The 20493-nt window shown below is 54.0% G+C and carries 18 protein-coding genes; 12 read left to right on the top strand and 6 right to left on the bottom strand.

Translation table 11 applies throughout. From position 1 onward, the window contains the following. Positions 1-121 precede the first annotated feature (121 nt). From REIFOR_RS16050 to REIFOR_RS16040, 3 genes are all read left to right on the top strand, one after another. Positions 122-1285, top strand: coding sequence for a phosphoglycerate kinase (locus REIFOR_RS16050; protein ID WP_100258517.1), 1164 nt, complete (start codon positions 122-124; stop codon positions 1283-1285). A 113-nt stretch (positions 1286-1398) separates the two neighbouring features. Beyond that, on the top strand, positions 1399-2475 hold the full coding sequence (gene fbaA / locus REIFOR_RS16045; protein ID WP_100258516.1) for a class II fructose-bisphosphate aldolase: 1077 nt from the start codon (positions 1399-1401) through the stop codon (positions 2473-2475). Positions 2476-2651: 176 nt separating this feature from the next. Further along, positions 2652-4016 carry a serine hydrolase domain-containing protein gene (locus REIFOR_RS16040; RefSeq protein ID WP_158524415.1) on the top strand — a complete coding sequence of 455 codons (1365 nt, stop codon included), beginning with the start codon at positions 2652-2654 and terminating at the stop codon, positions 4014-4016. Between the two features lie 55 nt (positions 4017-4071). Here REIFOR_RS16040 and REIFOR_RS16035 read toward each other — a convergent pair whose 3' ends face one another. From REIFOR_RS16035 to REIFOR_RS16025, 3 genes are all read right to left on the bottom strand, one after another. Next, positions 4072-4722, bottom strand: a complete 651-nt coding sequence (locus REIFOR_RS16035) for an LON peptidase substrate-binding domain-containing protein (RefSeq protein ID WP_100258514.1) — start codon at positions 4720-4722, stop codon at positions 4072-4074. 181 nt (positions 4723-4903) lie between these two features. Continuing rightward, complete coding sequence (locus REIFOR_RS16030; protein WP_100258513.1) at positions 4904-5494, bottom strand: hypothetical protein; 591 nt, start codon at positions 5492-5494, stop codon at positions 4904-4906. A 176-nt stretch (positions 5495-5670) separates the two neighbouring features. Continuing rightward, entirely contained in the window at positions 5671-5937 is a 267-nt protein-coding gene (locus REIFOR_RS16025) for an accessory factor UbiK family protein (RefSeq protein ID WP_100258512.1), read from the bottom strand. Positions 5938-6326: 389 nt separating this feature from the next. Here REIFOR_RS16025 and glnK point away from each other — a divergent pair, with 389 nt between their 5' ends. From glnK to REIFOR_RS15990, 7 genes are all read left to right on the top strand, one after another. Then, positions 6327-6665, top strand: coding sequence for a P-II family nitrogen regulator (gene glnK / locus REIFOR_RS16020; RefSeq protein WP_100258511.1), 339 nt, complete (start codon positions 6327-6329; stop codon positions 6663-6665). Between the two features lie 27 nt (positions 6666-6692). Next, positions 6693-7910, top strand: coding sequence for an ammonium transporter (locus REIFOR_RS16015; protein ID WP_100258510.1), 1218 nt, complete (start codon positions 6693-6695; stop codon positions 7908-7910). Between the two features lie 257 nt (positions 7911-8167). After that, positions 8168-10111 (top strand): acetate--CoA ligase, encoded by a 1944-nt coding sequence (acs, locus tag REIFOR_RS16010; protein ID WP_100258509.1) that lies wholly within the window; start codon positions 8168-8170, stop codon positions 10109-10111. A 167-nt stretch (positions 10112-10278) separates the two neighbouring features. After that, positions 10279-10830: a DUF2058 domain-containing protein gene (locus REIFOR_RS16005; RefSeq protein WP_100258508.1), complete on the top strand. Its 552-nt coding sequence runs from the start codon at positions 10279-10281 to the stop codon at positions 10828-10830. Between the two features lie 6 nt (positions 10831-10836). Then, the gene (locus REIFOR_RS16000; RefSeq protein ID WP_100258507.1) at positions 10837-12081 is read left to right on the top strand and encodes a cystathionine gamma-synthase family protein; all 1245 of its coding nucleotides are present in this window, start codon (positions 10837-10839) and stop codon (positions 12079-12081) included. An 87-nt stretch (positions 12082-12168) separates the two neighbouring features. Beyond that, the gene (locus tag REIFOR_RS15995) at positions 12169-12660 is read left to right on the top strand and encodes a hypothetical protein (protein ID WP_100258506.1); all 492 of its coding nucleotides are present in this window, start codon (positions 12169-12171) and stop codon (positions 12658-12660) included. Positions 12661-12672: 12 nt separating this feature from the next. Further along, positions 12673-13335 carry a response regulator gene (locus REIFOR_RS15990; protein WP_100258505.1) on the top strand — a complete coding sequence of 221 codons (663 nt, stop codon included), beginning with the start codon at positions 12673-12675 and terminating at the stop codon, positions 13333-13335. Positions 13336-13424: 89 nt separating this feature from the next. Here REIFOR_RS15990 and REIFOR_RS15985 read toward each other — a convergent pair whose 3' ends face one another. After that, positions 13425-16919, bottom strand: a complete 3495-nt coding sequence (locus tag REIFOR_RS15985; RefSeq protein ID WP_100258504.1) for a PAS domain-containing hybrid sensor histidine kinase/response regulator — start codon at positions 16917-16919, stop codon at positions 13425-13427. A 202-nt stretch (positions 16920-17121) separates the two neighbouring features. On the opposite strand from REIFOR_RS15985, the gene hemH reads away from it, so the two are divergent. Continuing rightward, the gene (gene hemH / locus REIFOR_RS15980; RefSeq protein WP_100258503.1) at positions 17122-18150 is read left to right on the top strand and encodes a ferrochelatase; all 1029 of its coding nucleotides are present in this window, start codon (positions 17122-17124) and stop codon (positions 18148-18150) included. Positions 18151-18745: 595 nt separating this feature from the next. After that, positions 18746-19015, top strand: a complete 270-nt coding sequence (locus tag REIFOR_RS15975; RefSeq protein WP_100258502.1) for an HlyU family transcriptional regulator — start codon at positions 18746-18748, stop codon at positions 19013-19015. Between the two features lie 96 nt (positions 19016-19111). Here REIFOR_RS15975 and hslO read toward each other — a convergent pair whose 3' ends face one another. Together hslO and REIFOR_RS15965 are read right to left on the bottom strand one after the other, a co-directional pair. Continuing rightward, positions 19112-19999 (bottom strand): Hsp33 family molecular chaperone HslO, encoded by an 888-nt coding sequence (gene hslO, locus REIFOR_RS15970; RefSeq protein ID WP_100258501.1) that lies wholly within the window; start codon positions 19997-19999, stop codon positions 19112-19114. Between the two features lie 13 nt (positions 20000-20012). Continuing rightward, on the bottom strand, positions 20013-20423 hold the full coding sequence (locus tag REIFOR_RS15965) for an RNA-binding S4 domain-containing protein (protein ID WP_100258500.1): 411 nt from the start codon (positions 20421-20423) through the stop codon (positions 20013-20015). Between the last annotated feature and the right edge of the window lie 70 nt (positions 20424-20493).

The following is a 20493-nucleotide window of genomic DNA, read 5'->3' as shown; positions in this document are numbered from 1 at the left end:
CCCACCTGATTGGCGTCAATCATTTTGTAATAAAACTACATTTTGGGTGATAAAACAGCCCCATCTCGTTACAATAGCGCACCCAATTTTTTCATTTGTAGCCAAACTCTAAGGAATAGTCATGTCTGTGATCAAAATGTCTGATCTGGATCTCGCTGGTAAGCGAGTACTGATTCGTCAAGACCTCAATGTCCCGTTGGACGATGCCGGCCATGTCACCTCTGACAACCGCATCACGGCGTCATTGCCGACTATCAAGATGGCTTTAGCGCAAGGCGCCAAGGTAATGGTTATGTCGCACCTGGGCCGACCGACCGAAGGATTGTATGACGAGCAGTATTCCCTGGCGCCGGTTGCGGCCTATATGGGCAACTTGCTCGGCCGGAACATTCCGCTGGTCAAGGACTGGGTCGAGGGTGTTGATGCGGATGCGGACCTGATTCTTCTGGAGAATGTTCGCTTCAACAAGGGCGAAGGCAAGAATGAAGACAGCCTCGCCAAACAGATGGCCGCGCTGTGTGATGTCTATGTTATGGACGCCTTCGGTACCGCCCACCGGGCTCAGGCCTCAACCCACGGTGTGGCCAAGTTTGCGCCCATCGCCTGCGCCGGACCGCTGCTCGCGGCCGAATTGGAAGCCCTCGGCAAGGTCATGGATAACCCGGCCCGACCGATGGTGGCCATCGTGGGTGGCTCCAAGGTGTCGTCCAAGCTGACGGTTCTGGAAAGTCTGTCTACCGTTTGCGACCAGTTGATCGTCGGCGGCGGCATTTCCAACACCTTCGTCGCTGCCCGTGGCTTTAATGTTGGCACCTCGCTCTACGAAAAAGATCTGATCCCCAACGCACAGGCGTTGATGGCCCGTTTGGATATTCCCGCCGCGATCGATGTGCGCACCGCAGCGGAATTTTCACCCACGGCATTGGCCACGATCAAGCCGGTTGACCAGGTCACAGATGACGAGCAAATCATGGATTTGGGCCCTGAAACGGTGGCCAAGCTAGCCGAGATTATCAAGGGCGCCAAGACCATCTTATGGAATGGCCCGTGTGGCGTGTTCGAGTTCGATAATTTTGCCGAAGGCACGCGCGCCATCGCTGAAGCGATCGCGCAAAGCGATGCCTACTCGGTGCTCGGTGGCGGCGATGTAATCGCGGCGGTGCAGAAGTTCGGTATGGAAGATCGTTTTTCCTATATTTCGACCGGCGGTGGTGCCTTTTTGGAGTTCGTCGAGGGTAAGACCTTGCCGGCCGTCGCCATCTTGGAAGAACGCGCCAAGTCTTGATATGCTAAACTTCGGCCTGAGCGTCGGGGCAACATTTTTTTACCGCGGCCAGTCAGCTTTTCCCATTGACGGGCATGGCCGCCAAAATATGACTAAAGGTGAAAGGAAACTTCATGACTAAGATTCTAGATGTAGTAAAACCAGGCGTTGTCGCCGGTGACGATATGCAAAAAATATTCGCCATCGCTAAGGCTGAAAAATTTGCCTTGCCGGCCGTGAATGTAGTGAATACGGATTCGATCAACGCCGTATTAGAAGCCGCAGCGAAAGTACAATCGCCGGTTATCATTCAGTTCTCCAATGGCGGCGCTGGTTTTATGGCCGGTAAGGGCTTGAAGCTGGCCGGGCAAGAGGCCGCCATTCTCGGTGCGGTCGCCGGCGCGAAATATGTCCACGCGGTCGCGGAAAGCTATGGCGTGCCAGTGATTCTGCACACCGATCACGCGGCGAAGAAATTACTGCCGTGGATCGACGGCCTGCTCGATGCCGGTGAGCAACATTTTGCCGAAACGGGCAAGCCCCTCTTCTCATCCCATATGCTGGATCTGTCTGAAGAGCCAATCGAAGAAAACTTGGCCATCTGCGCACAGTACTTAACGCGTATGGACAAGATGGGCATGACCATTGAAATTGAACTGGGCATCACCGGCGGTGAAGAAGATGGCGTCGACAACAGTGATGTTGATCAGGACGACCTGTACACCAAGCCGGAAGAAGTCGCCCATGCTTATGAGGTGCTCAGCGCGGTGTCCCATCGTTTCACCATCGCGGCATCCTTTGGTAACGTTCACGGTGTCTACAAGCCTGGTAATGTAAAACTGCGACCGGGCATTCTAGCCGCCTCACAGACCTACTGTGGTGAGAAATTCGGCCTGGCTGAAAATGGCCTGACCTTCGTTTTTCACGGCGGTTCTGGTTCGTCACCCGCGGAAATTAAAGAGTCAATCGGTTACGGCGTGGTCAAGATGAACATCGATACCGATACCCAATGGGCGACTTGGAACGGTGTACGTGAATATTACCAAAGCAATGAAGGCTTCTTGCAAGGCCAGATCGGTAACCCAACGGGTCCTGATGCGCCAAACAAAAAATACTACGATCCTCGAGCCTGGTTGCGCGCCGCGCAAGTTAGCTTGGTGGGCCGTTTGGAACAGGCCTTCACCGAACTGAATGCGCTCAACCGCAACTAGTTCATAGCGAAAGCCATGAGCCGAGTCTTGACTCGGCTTTTTTATGTCTGCTCATCTAGATCCACCTAGATGGCACCACGTTTTACTCGACCGCTGTCCCGCCCGCATGGGCCTCTGCTGTTGCTTTTTATAGTCCCATGCTAAGGTGCGCAGCTTACCTATACTCGGTTCGCGCCATGCTAAAACTGTTGCGTAAAATCCTTATTCTATCCTGTCTTACGGTGATCAGCCTGTATGCCTTAGCCTATTGGGGCATGGGTTACACTCCCCTCTATCTCTATAACGCCCCGTCCGTAGCGACGGGCATCGGCGCCAAGTTGGCCTGCTCGGCACGGTTCGTGAGCGGCTATGATGCGCGTACCAGTGCCGCCGATATTCGCGTCTATGCGCCGATCTTAGCGCTACTGGATTACCAATATGATGATGCTCTGCAGCGTGTCTCGGCGACGCTGCTCGGTGTGAAGTCGCGCAGTGCCAGTTACCAACCCGGCATTGGTTGCGCGATCGATTACCCCGGCGTGACCACGCGCCAAGCACTGCGTTGGCCAGTGATGCGGGCGGCGCAGGCCGCTTGGCCGAAAGGCAACGCCGTGGTCAGCTTAGACCCGGGGATTCAGGCGCGACTCGATAAGCTGTTGGCGAGCGATAATGCCGCCGGTCTCGATACTCGAGCGCTACTCGTGGCCTATCGGGGCCGGGTGGTGGCCGAGTCCTATAGCGCGGGTGTCGATCAACACACGCCGCTGCTGGGCTGGTCGATGACCAAGAGCGTCAATGCGCTGGTGCTCGGTCATCTGGTGATGGTCGGTAAGGTTAATGTTGCTGAAACCGATCTGTTTCCAAGTTGGCATAAGGATATTCGGGCCGATATCAGTATTCGCGATCTGTTGCAGATGACCGATGGACTGGATTATCAGGAAGATTACGATCCGGGTGATACGGCAGTGCGGATGATGTTTCAGGAACCCGATGCGGCCGACTATATGCTCAAACGGCCGCAACTTCGGGCCCCGGGGCGGCACTTTAACTATTCTTCGGGCTCGGCCAATCTGCTGAGCCGGATTATTCAGGACCGCATCGGCGGCGATGAGCAGGCCGATCTGAACTATCTGGTGGACGAGTTCTTGCGCCCACTGGGTCTGACCAGCGCCGTCTTCGAGATGGACGCCTCCGGTCAACTAATGGGCAGCTCCTATCTTTATGCGACCGCACGCGATTGGGCCAAGGTCGGCCAATTGATGTTAAACGGGGGCGAGATTAATGGCATCCGGCTGGTCAGCGAGCAATGGGTCGTCGACTCGCTACAACCCAACGACTCCGACAATGAACAGGCGTACGGTTACCAATGGTGGCTGAACAGCGGCGATAGCCAATTGCGTTGGCCAGACTTGCCCGCCAATAGCTTCGCAGCGAGAGGAAATCGAGAGCAGCGGGTGATGGTCTTGCCAGATGCCGACCTGGTCCTTGTTCGACTTGGCTGGTCCGAAGGTGATTATCCTGATAATGAAAATTTCAAGCAGATACTCGACTGGTTTAACTGACCCAATGTGCCCTCAGATGAGGGCTTTTTCCACCATTGGCCAGACTATTGAGTATTCACAGCGAGGGCGGAATAGAGTTTAGGATTTCCAGGGCGGTATTTAGGCGCTCAAGTGGCGTGCGCTGTTCGAGAATAAACTGCATCGCGTCGCCATCCATCTGCAAAACGCTAAAGAGTTCGAAACTAAAAGCCTCGACCGATTTTTGCTGCCACGTTGCAGACGCCAGTTCGCCGGACAGCTCGGGCATATGCGCCGTGAGCGCGATCAGGCGGTGCAGCACCTTGTCTTGCAGTTGACGAGCGGCGCTGAGGTTCTCATCAGTCATCGGTAAATCGGGATACTCTTCACATTCATAGATCATAAAGGGAAGACTCTGTTTGGCTTCCAGTAGGCGATAACGTTGTTGAATATTCACCTGGATCATCAGTCGACCGTCGTCTAGCGTTTCATCGAGCTGACAGGGGCCTGCCGCAACAATGGTCACCGGTTTGTAGGTTGCCTGGTTCGATTGCAGGACCATCAGCCTATCCTGATCGGGTTTTGACGGGCGCAAGAGCTTCTCGACATGGCAGACCGCCAGCGGCGTTTGGCTATCCAGGCAGAACTGAATCATATCGCGATAGCGGGGTTCAAAGACGTGCAGCGGATAGCGGGTACCTGGAAAGGTGACGCAATTGGGAATTGGGAAGAGGGCAATCTCGGTCATAGTGCATCCGTATTGACGAGTTTTCGCATGGTACCACACAGTGGCGCTAAAGCGCGCCTTGCAACCCTGTGCCATAGTCCAGCGCAGCGCCGATTTAAGGCCAACCACGCCGCCCCATTTGCGGGCACGGTGTCGAACTAATCATTCAGAGCGTCGGCCTCTTGATCATAAACTGCCGATGCTAGAGCGAACCAAACTGGAAGCTGATAAAGAAGCCCGGGCTGGACAGGTCGTTTGCGCCGAGGCCAATGATGCCTGGATCGCTGGTCTGGCGAAACGAAGCGCCGAGGCCAATGGCCATAAAGTCGGTGACATTGACACTGACCTGGGTCGTCAGCTCGCTGACCAAAAAGGTACCGTCGGAATTGGCACCGTCCAGATTCACCATCGTCACCCCGCCAGCACCCAACAGCAACTGAGTGTCGACATGCGCCAAGGCTTCTGGGTTATAGGTGTAGCCGAGTATTAGGCCGCCGTAACTCATCTCCAATCGTTCATCGATGTCCCAATCCAATTCGTTTGCCAGGCTATAGATGCCCCCGCCGAGCGCAATGGAATGCCTGCCGGTGGTGAAGGTGGCGCCGCCGGATGCGCCTATCTCAAAGGTCTGTTCATTTTGAATTTGGCCGGATTTAAACATCGGTCCGCCATAGCCGCCCACTCGGGCGTTGTCCAAATCGATCAGCGTGTCCTTAGCCGATGCGCTCGTGGTGAGCGCGCTGCTGGCCAGCCATACTATCAGCGCAAGCCATTTAATTGTCGGATGTGCCATGCCAAAACGTCCTGTGTATAAATGAGTCTAAAACTCTAGCCACCTAAGGTGAACTCGAGCTGAATGGTTTAATGGTTATTGGATATCATAGCCTGCAGTAATGGCCGGCGTCGCTGCCTATGCCTGTGGCGATGGTCACGACTTCGCCGATAATTTGTGGTGGCTGTTCATAGCGCTCAATCCGCTTTTTGGGTGATGGTATCCAAGGCCGACTCCAGTTGTGCGAGCTGCTTTTCGAGATCATCGATCTTGCGCCGGGTCTTTTCGAGAATCAATTGTTGAGTATCAAATTCTTCGCGACTGACGACATCCAATTTCGCCAGCTGGCTGTGTACCAAGCTGCGCACATTGTGGCGGATTTCTTGGCTGGTTTGCTTGCCGTGCGCAAAGAGGTCATTGATCTGGTCACTGATTAAATCGAGCACGGCGTCGGGAGTTTTCACGGTTTAAACCTCGTTTAGTTATCAAAAAAGGGCGTGGTCCAAAAGTGGGCCATTCTAGTTCTTATCATCGCACCAATCAGGTGCGGTGAGCTATTTTGGTGCGCGATGAAAAGCTGTTAATTTCACAAACTAACCTAAGTTGTTGATTTTTATGTATTTTAAATGTTGGCACAACCTTCGCATTGTAAAGGATATAACTGCACACAGCATCACAAACCCTGCTGGGGTTTGCTTGCTAGGTGCCCATAGCGGCGAGCACCGAGGCCACAATTTAAACCTTGGGACTGCCAAAACGAAATGCTCGACCAGGCCGTCTCTGTTATAGAACACAAAACTATAGCAGAGACAGCTTAACGACGCATTGGATCGAACTACGTGGAGCGAAAGCCATGAAATTAGTGTCCGCCATTATCAAGCCCTTCAAACTGGACGATGTCCGTGAAGCGCTATCAGAAATAGGTGTCCAGGGTATTACCGTGACCGAAGTCAAGGGCTTTGGTCGTCAGAAAGGCCATACCGAATTGTATCGGGGTGCTGAATATGTAGTCGACTTCTTGCCCAAGGTAAAGGTCGACGTTGCCATCGGTGACGACCTGGTTGAGCAGGCTATTGAAGCCATCAGCAAGGCCGCCAATACCGGCAAGATCGGCGACGGCAAAATATTTGTCCTGCCCCTAGAGCAAGCTATTCGCATTCGTACCGGTGAGACCGGTAACGAAGCCATTTAATTCAACGGACCTAGACCGGAGAGCAATATGACAGAAGTATTCGAACTACAATATGCCTTGGACACCTTTTATTTCTTGGTGTGTGGCGCCCTAGTGATGTGGATGGCGGCCGGCTTTTCCATGTTAGAAGCGGGCCTGGTGCGCGGTAAAAACACCACTGAAATCCTCACCAAAAACATCGCCCTATATGCCATCGCCTGTGTCATGTACATGGTCTGCGGCTATGCGATTATGTACCCAGAGTTGGGTTCAACCTTTTTGGTCGGCATTGGCGGCAACGGCGTTGAAGGCGGTGACACCTATGCACCGTCCGCTGACTTCTTTTTCCAGGTGGTCTTTGTTGCTACGGCCATGTCAATCGTCTCCGGTGCCGTCGCTGAGCGCATGAAGCTCTGGGTATTCTTGGCCTTTGCCGTTGCCATGACCGCATTCATTTATCCAATGGAAGGCCGTTGGACTTGGGGCGGCGAATCCGTCTTCGGTATGTACAGTCTTAGCATGGTCGACTTTGCCGGTTCGGGCATCGTCCATATGGCTGGTGCTGCCGCCGCCTTGGCGGGTGTTCTCTTACTCGGCGCGCGTAAAGGCAAGTACGGTAAGAACGGTGAAATCAACGCTATTCCCGGTGCCAACCTACCGATGGCGACCCTGGGTACCTTCATCCTCTGGATGGGTTGGTTCGGTTTTAACGGTGGTTCAGTGCTGCAGACGTCTACGGTTGATACAGCCAACGCGGTTGCTGTTGTATTTCTGAATACCAATGCGGCGGCTGCCGGTGGTGCGATTGCCGCCATGGTGTTAGCGCGCATCCTGTTTAAGAAAGCAGACCTTACCATGATCCTCAACGGTGCCTTAGCCGGCCTGGTGACTATCACGGCCGGTCCTGATACACCCACACCACTGCTGGCGACCCTGTTCGGTGCCCTGGGCGGTATTGTCGTGGTGTTTAGTATCTTGGCCTTCGACAAGATTAAGATCGACGATCCAGTCGGTGCCATCTCTGTGCACGGTGTCTGTGGTTTGCTCGGTCTAGTATTGGTACCGATCACCAATGCTGATGCGACTCTAATGGGTCAGTTGGGCGGCGCAGCCACCATCTTTGTCTGGGTCTTCGGCGCTTCGTTGATCGTTTGGGCCATCTTGAAAGCCGCTATGGGCATTCGAGTGACCGAAGAAGAAGAATACGATGGCGTTGATGTCTCCGAATGTGGCCTAGAAGCCTACCCGGAATTCACCAAGGGCTAAGTACTATTAATTAATGACCAACGTCGGTGGGTTCAGTCCGCTGTATCAAAAAGGGCACCTTAGGTGCCCTTTTTTTGTGTCCGGCCCGGACAACAGTTGACCCCGCTGTAATCCCCTGCGACCCTAGAACTTAGGCGCCGCGTCGGCCAACCCGAAACGCGACTTCAGTCGTATGGACTAATGTCGCATTGTTAAAATTCTGTTAGTTTTCACAATAGGACTATCATAGCCACCATAGAATAATAAAAGGGGACAGCATGAATTCCGATCTTTTTCCGGTACCGGTATCCGCGCTCAGCACAACCAAGGTCACTAATGAGCAGTACCTTGAGATGTATCAGCAATCCGTCGACGACAATGAGGGCTTTTGGCGTGAGCAGGGCAAGCGACTCCACTGGTCAACGCCCTATACGGACGTAAAGGATGTTAGCTTCGATAAGACCAACCATCGCATCCGCTGGTATGGTGATGGTGAACTCAATGTTGCCTATAACTGTATCGATCGACACCTAGCCACTCGCGGCGAGCAAACGGCGATCATCTTCGAAGGCGATGAGCCCGGTGATGATGCCCATATCAGTTATAACGAGTTACACGCCAACGTCAGCCGAATGGCCAATGTCCTGAAGTCGTTGGGCGGTAAAAAAGGTGACCGGATCACCATCTACATGCCGATGATCCCAGAGGCGGCCTATGCCATGTTGGCCTGCGCGCGTATTGGTGCCATTCATTCGGTGGTGTTTGGCGGATTTTCACCTGAAGCGCTGGCCGGGCGCATCGAAGGCTGCGATTCGAATATAGTGATCACCGCCGACGAAGGCCTGCGTGGTGCCAAAGCGGTGGCCCTGAAGAACAATGTCGATCAGGCGTTGGAACAGCCCGGCACCGAATGCGTCCAGCACGTTCTAGTGGTGCGCCGCACCGGAGGCACCATCGGTTGGCACGATGGTCGGGATATCTGGTACCACGATCGTATGGATCAGGTGCCCATGGAGTGCCCCTGCGAGCCGATGAATGCCGAAGATCCGCTCTTTATTCTTTACACCTCCGGTTCAACCGGAAAACCCAAGGGCGTCTTGCATACCACCGGAGGCTATCTGGTCTACGCGTCGATGACTCACGAATATGTTTTCGACTATCAGGACGGCGACGTCTACTGGTGTACCGCGGACGTCGGCTGGGTCACCGGCCACAGCTATATTGTTTACGGACCGTTGGCCAACGGTGCCACGACCCTGATGTTCGAGGGCGTACCCTCCTATCCAACGGCGCAGCGCTTTGCCCAGGTGGTCGACAAGCACCAGGTCAACATTCTCTATACCGCGCCCACCGCGATTCGTTCGCTGATGGCCACCGGTGACATGGCGACCCAAGGTGCCGATCTGTCATCACTGCGCTTGCTCGGATCGGTCGGTGAACCGATTAATCCGGAGGCCTGGCATTGGTACTATAAGGCGTTCGGCAGCAGCAAGTGCCCGATTGTCGACACCTGGTGGCAAACCGAGACCGGTGGCATCCTGATTACCCCATTGCCGGGTGCTACGGCGCTGAAACCAGGCTCGGCGACGCGACCCTTTTTCGGTATTCAACCAGCATTAGTCGATAATGTTGGCCGCGAACTCGAGGGTGCGGTCGAGGGTAACCTGGTAATTACCGATAGCTGGCCGGGCCAGATGCGCTCGGTCTTTGGCGATCACGAACGGTTTATTGAAACCTATTTCAGCACCTACCCAGGCACCTACTTCACCGGTGATGGCGCGCGTCGGGATGAAGACGGTTACTACTGGATTACCGGTCGAGTCGACGACGTTCTCAACGTCTCCGGACACCGCTTGGGCACCGCTGAAATTGAAAGCGCTTTAGTAGCCCATCCTGCGATATCGGAAGCCGCCGTGGTTGGTTATCCGCATGATATCAAAGGGCAGGGCATCTATGTCTATGTCAGTCCAATGGCGGGCATTGTGCCCAGCGATGCGCTCACAGCTGAATTGAAGGCCTGGTTGCGTAAGGAAATTGGTCCGATTGCGACGCCCGATGTCATTCAATGGGCCGAGGGCTTGCCGAAAACCCGTTCGGGTAAAATTATGCGCCGGATCTTGCGTAAAATTGCCGCGCACGAATACGACACCTTGGGGGACACCTCTACGCTGGCCGATCCGTCCGTGGTCGATGTCTTGATTGAGGACAATAAAAAGCAATAGCCCCAGGACCGGCGATCGGCTGCCCGACTGGGTCGACCTTAACCTGAGAGTAAATAGAAAGCGGGCCTTGGCCCGCTTTTTTTTGCCCGAGCTTGGCCCTGGCGAGAAGCTTGCAGCCTAAAGCCGCTATGTGCTTCAATAAACGCTAAATATCACAGGGTTGTAACATGTCAAAATCACTGGCCGATCAGTTTTTGAAACTGGGCCTGGCGGACAAGAAACAAGTTCAAAAAGACAAGAACGAGAAGCGTAAAAACGATAAGGTCAATCGCAAGAACCGGGTTGAGACCGATGACGGTGAGTCCAAACAGGCGGTCGAGCAGGCGCGTTTGGCCAAGGTGGCCAAAGATCGCCAGCTGAATCTTGAGCGGCAACAAAAAGCGCAGGAAAAGTCCTTGGTGGCGCAGGTTAAACAGATCATCGAGACGACCCGAATCCACCTCGATGACGGTGATGTAAAGTTCAACTTTGCCGATCGATTCGACAATAAGATAAAATCGATCTACGTCAGCGCACAGATCCAGGTCGATTTAGCCCGCGGTAAGTTGGCCATTGCGACTTTCGAGAACCGCTTCTTCGTAGTGCCTCAGGCGGTCGCGGCGAAAATAATGGAGCGCAGTACCACCAGCATCCTATTTCTAGCCGACCCCCAAGCAGCGCAACCTGACGATGACGATCCCTATAAAGACTATGTCATCCCCGACGATCTAATGTGGTAAGCGACTATGAGTAAGGTTAAAGGATTCACCAGTCGCATTGTGCATCATGACCGCCTGCAAGGCTTTGCCGACGGCCCGGTGCATGCTCCGATCTATAATAGCGTACCCTATTCATACGCCACTACGGAAGGACTGGTAGAGGTTTTTCAGGGTCGGGCCAGCGGCCATGCTTATGCCCGGCAGTCAACGCCGACCACCGATTCATTGCAGTCCTTGATCAGTGAGGCCGAGCAGGGCATCGCCACCTTGGTCTTTGCGACCGGTATGGCAGCGATCAGCGGCACCTTGCTGGCCCTGCTGCAGCGCGGCGACCACATGATTGCCAGTCGATTTCTGTTTGGCAACACGCACAGCTTGCTGAGCACATTGGCAAACTTCGGCATCGAGGTGACCCTGGTTGACGCGACCGACTGCGCCCATGTCCGCGCCGCCCAGCAAGGCAACACGCGCCTGGTGTTTGTCGAGACCATTGCCAATCCGGGCACTCAGATTGCCAGTTTGGACGAAATCGGCCAGTGGTGTGCGCAGCAAAACGTACTCTTTATGGTCGACAATACCATTACCTCGCCTTACCTCTTTAATCCGAAAAGCGTTCAAGCCGGGTTGGTGATCAACAGTCTGTCAAAATACTTTGGCGGTCATGGCACGGTCTTAGGCGGCGCCATAACCGATACCGGTCTCTTTGACTGGTCCCATTACCCCAATATCTTCCCTGCCTATCAGCAGGGTGATGCCCACAAATGGGGCCTTACCCAAATCAAGAAAAAGGCCTTGCGTGATATGGGGGGTACCCTGAGTTCCGATGGTGCCTATCAACTGGCGGTGGGGGCCGAAACCATAGCGCTGCGCATGGATCGTCAATGCGCCAATGCCGCGGCTCTGGCCAACCTGTTGGCGCAGCATGAAAAAGTCGAGGCGGTATACTACCCCGGCTTGGCATCCCATCCGCAACATGACCGAGCGCGGCGTTGGTTTCGTTCATTCGGGGCCATCCTAAGCTTTGATCTAAAAGCCCCCTATGACTGTGCGGCCTTACTCGATGATATGGCATTGGTTATTAACGCGACCCATTTGGGCGATAACCGGACCCTGGCCTTACCCATGGCCAGCACCATTTTTTATGAAATGGGACCCGAAAATAGGGCCGCGCTCGGCATTGGTGACCGGATGATTCGATGCTCGGTCGGGATTGAAGACCCAGAGGATATATTGTCCTGTTTTGCTGAGGCATTGGCCCGATTGACGCCCTAGGTCAACTCGAATTGACGCTCCGAAGGTGACAGCTAGCGTTTAAGAGGCCACAATTAAAGTAGCTTCCGACAACCGAAGGTATCCCTTATGAGTGTCATTTTGCGCTTCATCATAGTATGGTCGACTTTGCTGGGCGGTGCCGCTTATGGTACCGAGTCTGGAAATCTACTAGAGGCTTTTAACGCCGTAAATTTGGAAAATCCAAGTTACGCGTTCGATGAATGGAGCGGCACGGGTGACGTGAATTCGGAAGAATTTAAAGTCTATTATGCTGAGTATTTCCAAACTTACGTAGATCTCGCTGCAAAACTGTCTATCCGGGCCATAGCTTGCGCGAATGGCGATTTGGACATGGCACCAGACTACCAACCTATGACCGACGTTACTGCGGTCTACACCCTAACTGGTGAGTGGGTGACTCAGGCACAAACCCAGCTGAGCCTGTGGCGGAACTTTAATGATCAAGATGCGCGAGTCAGTTTGGACACCCTGGTGCCGAAGCTGACCATATCCTTTAGTCGGATGTTATTCGAGCTGTCTAGTTGTTCAGGTTATTTGTATGGAGAACTGGTGAACTAATAGGAGTCGCTCGTGGATCGAATACTGATAGTTGATGACCACCCATTGTTTCGAGATGCCCTGAAACTGTCACTAACCCAAAAACCGTCAGTTTTGGCCTTGTCAGACAGCGGTCAGGTGGGCTTTGCCGCGTCGCTTGAAGAGGCCCTTGCCATCCTCGGTGACAATGGGAACGTCGACCTGGTGCTGCTCGACCTGCATTTGCCCGGCAACGACGGTTTTTTAGGTCTATTGGAATTGAGAAAAGCCTATCCGACCATTGCGGTCCTGGTGATCTCTGGCAACGACGACCCCTCAGTTATTGGCAAGGCACGTGCCTGTGGTGCGGCCGGTTTTCTGTCGAAATCCATGGCGGCCGATTCGATCTTACAGGCGGTAAAGGGTGTGCTCTTGGGCGAGGAGTTTTGGCCCCAAGGCGAACACAGTATCGAAGTGGATTCTGAATTGTCTGACATTGCTCGGCGGATTAATCAGCTTACCGATCAGCAGCTGCGCGTGCTGCGGCATTTGCAGATTGGCCGGCTCAATAAGCAGGTTGCCTATGATCTGGAAATATCCGAAGCGACCGTCAAGGCGCATGTCACGGCCATATTCCGCAAACTCAATGTACTCAACCGCACTCAGGCGGTGATCTTAGCCAATCGACTGCATGTCGATCCGGCTGTAGCGATTTAATACTCCCCACCTTACCCAGGGCAACACGCTTGCCCAACCCTGGTCGCAAATAGCCTCATATAGGCAGGCCTGCTAGCTGCGGTGATGGTTTAGGCCAGCTTACTCTTGATCAGGGCCCGCAACGCAATTGGCTTAACCGGTTTGGCCAGAAAGCCCATGCCCCGCTGCGCGGCCTCGACCTTAATCTGAGGCTCGGCATGAGCCGTGACTAGGATGCTTGGTACCGAACCTTGCCAGCGTTGTTCTAGCTTTGTAAGCAGCATAAACCCGGTGAGGTGTTCGCCCAGATGGTAATCGATGATCAACAGGTCGGGCATCGGTTTTTCCAACGCTTCGACGTCTGTCGTGGCGAAATCTGCCGCACAACCCCAGCCCATCAGCAGCGTAATCAGCGCATCGGCGTTTTGAGCATCATTATCGATGATTAGCACCCGAAAATTGAGCGCTGCAGCGTTCCGTTCCTTGCCCTGTTTGTCGCGCCCTTGCCAGGCTGGCGGTGAGTCAGTTAAGGGCACCAAAACGCTAAAGCAGGACCCCCGAGCCGGTTTGGAGGCAAGATCGATTGGGTGACTGAGATGCTGCCCGAGTCGGCTGACCACACTCAGACCCAGGCCAACGCCCTGGGCTTCTTGTCGATGTTGATCGAGGCGGTTGAAATCGAAAAAAATACGTTCGAAATCGCGTGCCTCAATACCCAGGCCGGTATCCCAAATCTGAATCAATAGGTCTACCCCACGTTTACGCGCGGTGACCATGACGCCGCCGTCACGGGTATATTTAATGGCATTCGAGACCAGATTTTGTATGATTCGGCGCAGGGCCCGACCTTCACTGGCGACAAAATGGCCGGTGGGTCGAATCCACAGGCGGAGTTTCTTCTCGGCGGCCAGGGCGGTAAATTCATCATCGATCGACTGAAATAAAAGCTGTAACTCAACGGTTTCCAATAAGGGCTTATGCAGGCTACCGTCCAATTTGGCGATTTCCAGGAGCGTCGAAATCAGTTCCTCGGACGTCCGCAGTGAGCTTTCGAGTTTCGGCAAGATGGGTTCATTGGGCCATTTTTCCAACAGCGCAGTGTTATAGAGTCGGGCGGCGTTCAGGGGCTGTAAGATATCGTGACTGGCCAAGGCCAAAAATCGGGTTTTGCTGTCATTAGCCAATTCCGCCTCGGTTTTGGCCTCCATAAGCATCGATTCAGCCCGCTGGCGCTCTTGGATTTCTGCCCGCAGCTCGTTATTGATATTACGAACCTCTTCGGTGCGCTGCTCAACCCGACGTTCGAGAGTGTTCTTCGCGTCTTTTAAGGCTTCCTGGGCTTTGACGAAATCGGTGATGTCATTAAAGGTAGTGACGAAACCGCCCCCCGGCAAAGGATTGCCGCGAATCTCGGTGACCCGACCGTTGCTGCGCATGCGGATAAAGCGATGCGCCGTGGCTAAGCGCAGGTGATTGAGGCGGCGCTGAACCAAATCCTCGATGTCACCCGGGCCACATTCGCCCTTCAGGGCGTTGTAGCGCACCAGCTCTTCGATCGAGACACCGACTCTAATGGTCTCCTTGGGATAGGGGTACATCTCCAAATACATCCGGTTCCAGGCCACCAGTCGGAGGTCCCGATCGATCACCGAGACGCCATGATCGAGATGCTCTAGGGTCGATGACATAACCCGTTGGTTGAACTGGATCGCCTGGGTGGTTTCATCGAAAAAGGTCACCACGTCTTCCAGATGCAACTCGCGTCCGGCCAAAGCGGAATGCATCATCGCGCGAGCCGAGCTGGCGCCGATAACGCCCGATAGGGTGCGCTCGAAATAGCGGATAAAGTCAGGCGTGGGAGTATCGTTGGCGAGGATGCGAAAATGGTGCACTCGCTCATAATCACTGATCCAGCGCCGGGTTTGACCGACCCCGGCGAAACGCTCCAGCATGGATACCAGCTCGCCAGCTTTTACCAGGGGATTTTTGTGGTTTAGGTCGGAGCGCAGGAGTTGTTCATCTAGCTGGACAAAGGCCGAAGCCTGGAGACGATCTGCCAGTGTCGTGGTGGCCGTTTTGGAGAAGTAAATGAGACCGGCAATGTTAGCGATCAAACTGAAAAATACGCCATGACTTAGAGCATCGGTAAAGGTGAAGCCGAACAAAAACTCCGGCCGCAGCCAGCTGATCTGCCAAGGGCCTGCGCTAAGCAGCTCGGGCGAGACAAAGCCCGCCTCGCTGAGCATCGGAACTAATAGCGTCCAGCTCCAGACCAGACTGCCCAGTGACATGCCGGCATAAGCACCGCGCACATGCGCGGTGCGCCAGTACAGACCGGCAATCAACGATGGCAGCAGTTGTACCATCAGCGAAAAAGCCAGTAGTCCGATCACCGATAGGGCCTCGGTATCGCCGAAACTGAGGTTATAGAGCCAGGCGGCTAGGATAACGGTCACCACCACCAGACGTCGAATAATGAGCAGCCAAGGACCGACATTGGCGCGATCTGCAGACAACCGCTTCTTAATAAGGAAGGGCAATACGGCGTCGTTGCTGAGCATGGTTGAGAGGGTGATGGTGGTGATCACAATCATCGCCATCGAGGCCGAGAAGCCTCCGATAAAGACCAACAGGGTTAGCCAGACTTGGCCACCGGCCTGAGGCAACAGCAAAACAAAGGTGTCGGCATCAATCTGACTGTCTTGAAACAGCCGCAATCCTGCCGACGCGATCGGCAGCACCACGAGACTGATCAGGATTAGGTAGACCGGGAACACCCAGCGAGCTGTTTTTAAATGGTCTTGGTGGATATTTTCCACGACCATAACATGAAATTGACGTGGCAGGATGAGGATGGCGCCAGCGGCTAATAGCAGCTGGGTTAAGAAGCTGAGCGAAAACCCAGGCCAGATAAAGGTTTGGGTGGCGACCAGTTCGCTGGCAAACTCCCGGGGTCCACTGTAAAACACGAAAATAACATACAGCGCCAGGCAGACGAGGGCCGTCAGCTTGACCAATGATTCAAAGGCAATGGTCAGCATCATGCCGTGGTGATGTTTTGACACGTCTACCTGGCGAGTACCAAAGAGAGTCGCAAAGCCAATCATCGAGATTGCTACAAAGAACGAGGTTTTCGAGGCGGTAAAGGGTAGCTCGGCGGCGCGGAAGGATAGAACCTGGATCGAGTTTGTCACCGCCTTCAGTTGCAATGCGATATAGGGCACCCCAGCCAGGGTGCAGATCAGCGTGGCCAGTAGGGCGACGCCGCGGCTTTTGCTGTAGCGCGATGACAGGAAGTCGGCAATGGACGTTGTGTTTTGCCGTTTCCCGACGCGGATCATTTTCTGAATCAAACTCTGGCCAAAGACAAACACCAGCAGGGGGCCAAGATAGATCGCCACGAACGACCAGCCGGCGGTGGCGGCGGTGCCAACCGCACCATAAAAGGTCCAGCTGGTGCAATAGACCGAGAGGCTCAAGGCATAGATAAAGTGGTTGTAACGGCGCGTGGCCTGTTGCCCGCGGCCTGAGTCGCCAAACAGGGCAATGCCGAAGAGACAGACAAAGTAGAGGACAGCAAAGCTGAGCAGGACCCATGGGTTCATAGTTGGCCTGAGATCTTATAGTCGGTTGGCTACGTATATAGTAAGCGTGAGAACGGCACAGCCGGTTGGGCTGCGACCCCGTGAATATCGACCCTGAGCCCCGTCAAAAGGGGTGCAGAGGCGGGATGGGAGTGATCTTTTATCCGCTGCTGTGCAAGATTCTTGTTACACTAACAGGCTTTCAATTCTGGTTGCAATCACTATGACTCTACCGACCAATCACCCCGATGTGAAAACGGGCAAAATCGGCCTATTACTGGTTAACTTAGGAACACCTGATGATCCCAGTACGTCCAGCGTCAGGCGCTATTTAAAGGAGTTCCTGTCCGATCGCCGGGTGGTGAACATTCCGCGTCTCATTTGGCTGCCGATCTTGCACGGCATCATCCTCAACACTCGACCGAAGCGTTCCGCTGCGGCCTACAAGAAAATCTGGCGTGAGGACGATAACGAATCGCCGCTGCGCTATTTTACCGCTCAGCAGTCCCACCAAATGGCCCTGAAATGGCCCGACCTAGTGGTCGATTATGCCATGCGCTATGGTAACCCCAGTCTCTCGGAAAAGATGGCTGCGATGACCAAGCAAGGCTGCGACCGAATTTTGGTGGTACCGCTTTATCCGCAATACTCGGCAGCAACCAACGCTTCGGTGAGCGATGCGGTGTTTGATTATCTTAAGGCCCAAATGTGGCAGCCAACGATTCGAATCGCCCATCCCTGGTATCGTCATCCCGCCTATATTGGTGCCTTGGCGGCCCAAGTCCAAGCGCACTTGGCCACTGTGACCGACGAGCCCGACAAGATTTTACTGTCGTTTCACGGTTTGCCGAAAGAATCTTTGCCCAAAGGCGACCCCTACTATTGCCATTGCCAAGTCACTGGGCGCCTGTTGGCCGAGGCCTTGGGTTGGCCGACTGATCGGGTATTGATCAGTTTTCAAAGTCGCTTCGGCCCCGCCAAGTGGCTGCAACCCTATACCTCGGACACCTTTGAGGCGTTACCGGCACAAGGCGTGAAAAATTTGCTGGTGCTGACGCCCGGCTTTGCCACCGACTGCCTGGAAACCCTGGAAGAGATTGGTATGGAAGGGGTTGAAACCTTTAAAGAGGCCGGTGGCGAACACTGCACTCTCTTGCCTTGCCTTAACGACAGCGAGCTGGGCATGGCAATGCTGGAAGCGGTTTTGACCGATGAACTGGCTGGCTGGTATACCCCTGAACAAGGCTTATAGGCCTACCCGAGCTCTGTCGACGGCTATAACGGTCGCTCGATAGAGCTGTTTTAGACGCAGAGTCGACTCTAGGCAATGCGCACGACAGTAGAGATTTACGCATAGATTATAGACGTATTGGTGTGGATGCTTTGATAGGAGGAGAAAACAATGGTATCCAGCGAAAGGCTCACTGGACCGACACAAACAGCTGACTGGTTCTTTTTGTTTTTATGGAACCAGGAATAAAAACAGCGCCCTTATTTTTGTTTTTTGATAGGCGCTTATTGTTCTTACATCCACCCTGTTATTGTTTTTGTTGGCGGGTGGCATCTATTCGTTCTGATTATAATATAGCATTCTGTGTGCCATGTTATTAAAGCTCTTTAAAATCAACAGCTTAATGTATATAGGCTGTTTTTTGTACAGAAAGTGTCAGGCTCGGCCAAACTCATCGTGGCATTCGGTAACACTTATGTTCAAAAGGTAACACTTGTGCCCATTGGCTGCTTAGGCTGCGATCCAGTGTTAAACAAAAGCCGAATTAATACTATGCACTGCCAAACTGACGCCTGATAATGTTCCCAATCGCAGTAAATTTCAGAGGATGTGTCCTATGTTTGGCTGGTTAACGAAAACAAAAGTACCGAAGGTTCCACAATATGAATGGACTGAGTATAAGGGTTACCGCATTTGTGCGGCGCCCAAAGCTGAGGGATCTCAGTATCGCGTCAGTGGAATTATCGAAAAGGATGGCGAGATACTGCAAAGCCATACCTTTGTTCGGGCCGATATAATGCCGAGCGAAGCCGAAGCATCGACCATCAGCCTGAGCAAAGCTCGCCTGATGGTCGATCAGCTGGGCGATAAGGTATTTGCTGAGTAGCGAGTCCGGACCGCCAGAGACAAACCCGAGCGTTCGATCGGGTGTGTGCTAGCGAACTGGCCCGGGTTAAACCGCCTTGGTCGGCCGCGAGCCGGCCTAATTAAGGGTATCGTCTGCGCTTGGCGAGAACAAACGTTGGACGTCGTCAGCCCCGAAAATATAGCGCTCATGGCAAAACTGACAATCTATATCAATATGGCCCAGTTCCTCAATCAGGGCCAATGCCTCTGGGGCGCCCAATGTGATGATGGCATTGCCCGATCGATCGGCACTGCAGGTGCATTCAAATTCTAGCGGCCGCGGCGGATAGAGCCGCACAGGCTCCTCATGAAACAGGCGATGCAGCACCGTCTCGGCTTCAAGGCCAAAGATCTCCTCCGGCTTTAGGGTGCTAGCCAAGATAACCAGGCGTGACCAGCTGTCATCGTCCTCATCGTCGCCACCGGTCAAACTGCTCTCGCTGGCCGACTGCGGCATCGCCTGTAGCATAAGGCCGCCGGCCTTATGCTGATCGGCAAACAACCAAATGCGCGTGCGGATCTGTTCGGAGCGTTGAAAATAACCCTCCAGCACTTGGGCCAAACCCAGGTCTGAGTCGTTAATTTCCACCACGCCCTGGTAGCGATGGCCCTGTTTTGGCTCAATGGTGATCGCCATCTGACCCTCGCCGAGAATCGGGCCCCGGTCATCAAAGTCATCATTATATTGGGCCAATGCCCGCAAGGCGCGATTATCTCGGCATTCGGCCATCAGTGAGCGCACCTGACCGGAGCCGCGCACTTGCAATGACAGGGTGCCCTCAAATTTAATGGTATCGCTGAGCATCGCAGCGGCGGCCATAAATTCGCCGAGTAGCGGTTGAATCGCGGCCGGATAATGATGCTTGCTGAGTACCTCGGAGACTGAACGATCCAGTTGAGTCAGTTCCCCTCGGACAGCGGAGTCTGCAAATAAAAAACGCGTGGTGTTATCGAGTACAGTCATGATTAAGGCCTGGCTAAGAATCGTTCATATTGGATTTCACGCGGATCAGGTCGCGCCGCTCTTTCTTGTTTGGGCGGTGATCGGGGGCGTGCGAGGTCAGGTTCATCGTTTTTCGCTGTTCAGCGTTTTCTTGCCGTTTGACCACCGAGGCGTCGGTTTCCAAGTACATGGCGTGGGCTTCGGGTGCGCCGCGACGATGACCGTGGACTTGGGTCACGACAATGGTCTTTTCCTCTGAGCCGATTTGTAAGCGCAAGATGGCGCCCATCTCCACACTCCGGCTGGGCTTGGCCCGGGCCTTGTTATAGTGCACCTTATTGCTTTCAACAGCGGCTTTGGCCTGGACCCGGGTTTTAAAAAACCGCGCAGCCCAAAGCCACTTGTCGAGCCGGATGTCATCCTTCGCTTCAGTTTTGGCGCTCACGCATTGGGCTCCTGAATAATATTAAATGCCGGTTCGGACTCCGGATAAGGGGTACCAGCAGGGTCGGTGC

This window comes from Reinekea forsetii, from assembly GCF_002795845.1.
Classification (GTDB): Bacteria; Pseudomonadota; Gammaproteobacteria; order Pseudomonadales; family Natronospirillaceae; genus Reinekea; species Reinekea forsetii.
The sequence above is the reverse complement of the archived record's forward strand: the minus strand, read 5'-3'. Positions and strand labels throughout refer to the sequence as shown.

Excerpts from the sequence above, each read along its gene's own strand:
- REIFOR_RS16005 (WP_100258508.1), top strand. The coding sequence starts at position 10,279 with ATGTCAAAATCACTGGCCGATCAGTTTTTGAAACTGGGCCTGGCGGAC.
- fbaA (WP_100258516.1), top strand. The coding sequence starts at position 1,399 with ATGACTAAGATTCTAGATGTAGTAAAACCAGGCGTTGTCGCCGGTGAC.
- acs (WP_100258509.1), top strand. The coding sequence starts at position 8,168 with ATGAATTCCGATCTTTTTCCGGTACCGGTATCCGCGCTCAGCACAACC.
- glnK (WP_100258511.1), top strand. The coding sequence starts at position 6,327 with ATGAAATTAGTGTCCGCCATTATCAAGCCCTTCAAACTGGACGATGTC.
- hemH (WP_100258503.1), top strand. The coding sequence starts at position 17,122 with ATGACTCTACCGACCAATCACCCCGATGTGAAAACGGGCAAAATCGGC.
- REIFOR_RS16035 (WP_100258514.1), bottom strand. The coding sequence starts at position 4,722 with ATGACCGAGATTGCCCTCTTCCCAATTCCCAATTGCGTCACCTTTCCA.
- REIFOR_RS15985 (WP_100258504.1), bottom strand. The coding sequence starts at position 16,919 with ATGAACCCATGGGTCCTGCTCAGCTTTGCTGTCCTCTACTTTGTCTGT.
- REIFOR_RS16015 (WP_100258510.1), top strand. The coding sequence starts at position 6,693 with ATGACAGAAGTATTCGAACTACAATATGCCTTGGACACCTTTTATTTC.
- REIFOR_RS16040 (WP_158524415.1), top strand. The coding sequence starts at position 2,652 with ATGCTAAAACTGTTGCGTAAAATCCTTATTCTATCCTGTCTTACGGTG.
- REIFOR_RS16030 (WP_100258513.1), bottom strand. The coding sequence starts at position 5,494 with ATGGCACATCCGACAATTAAATGGCTTGCGCTGATAGTATGGCTGGCC.
- REIFOR_RS16050 (WP_100258517.1), top strand. The coding sequence starts at position 122 with ATGTCTGTGATCAAAATGTCTGATCTGGATCTCGCTGGTAAGCGAGTA.
- REIFOR_RS16000 (WP_100258507.1), top strand. The coding sequence starts at position 10,837 with ATGAGTAAGGTTAAAGGATTCACCAGTCGCATTGTGCATCATGACCGC.
- REIFOR_RS15995 (WP_100258506.1), top strand. The coding sequence starts at position 12,169 with ATGAGTGTCATTTTGCGCTTCATCATAGTATGGTCGACTTTGCTGGGC.
- hslO (WP_100258501.1), bottom strand. The coding sequence starts at position 19,999 with ATGACTGTACTCGATAACACCACGCGTTTTTTATTTGCAGACTCCGCT.
- REIFOR_RS15975 (WP_100258502.1), top strand. The coding sequence starts at position 18,746 with ATGTTTGGCTGGTTAACGAAAACAAAAGTACCGAAGGTTCCACAATAT.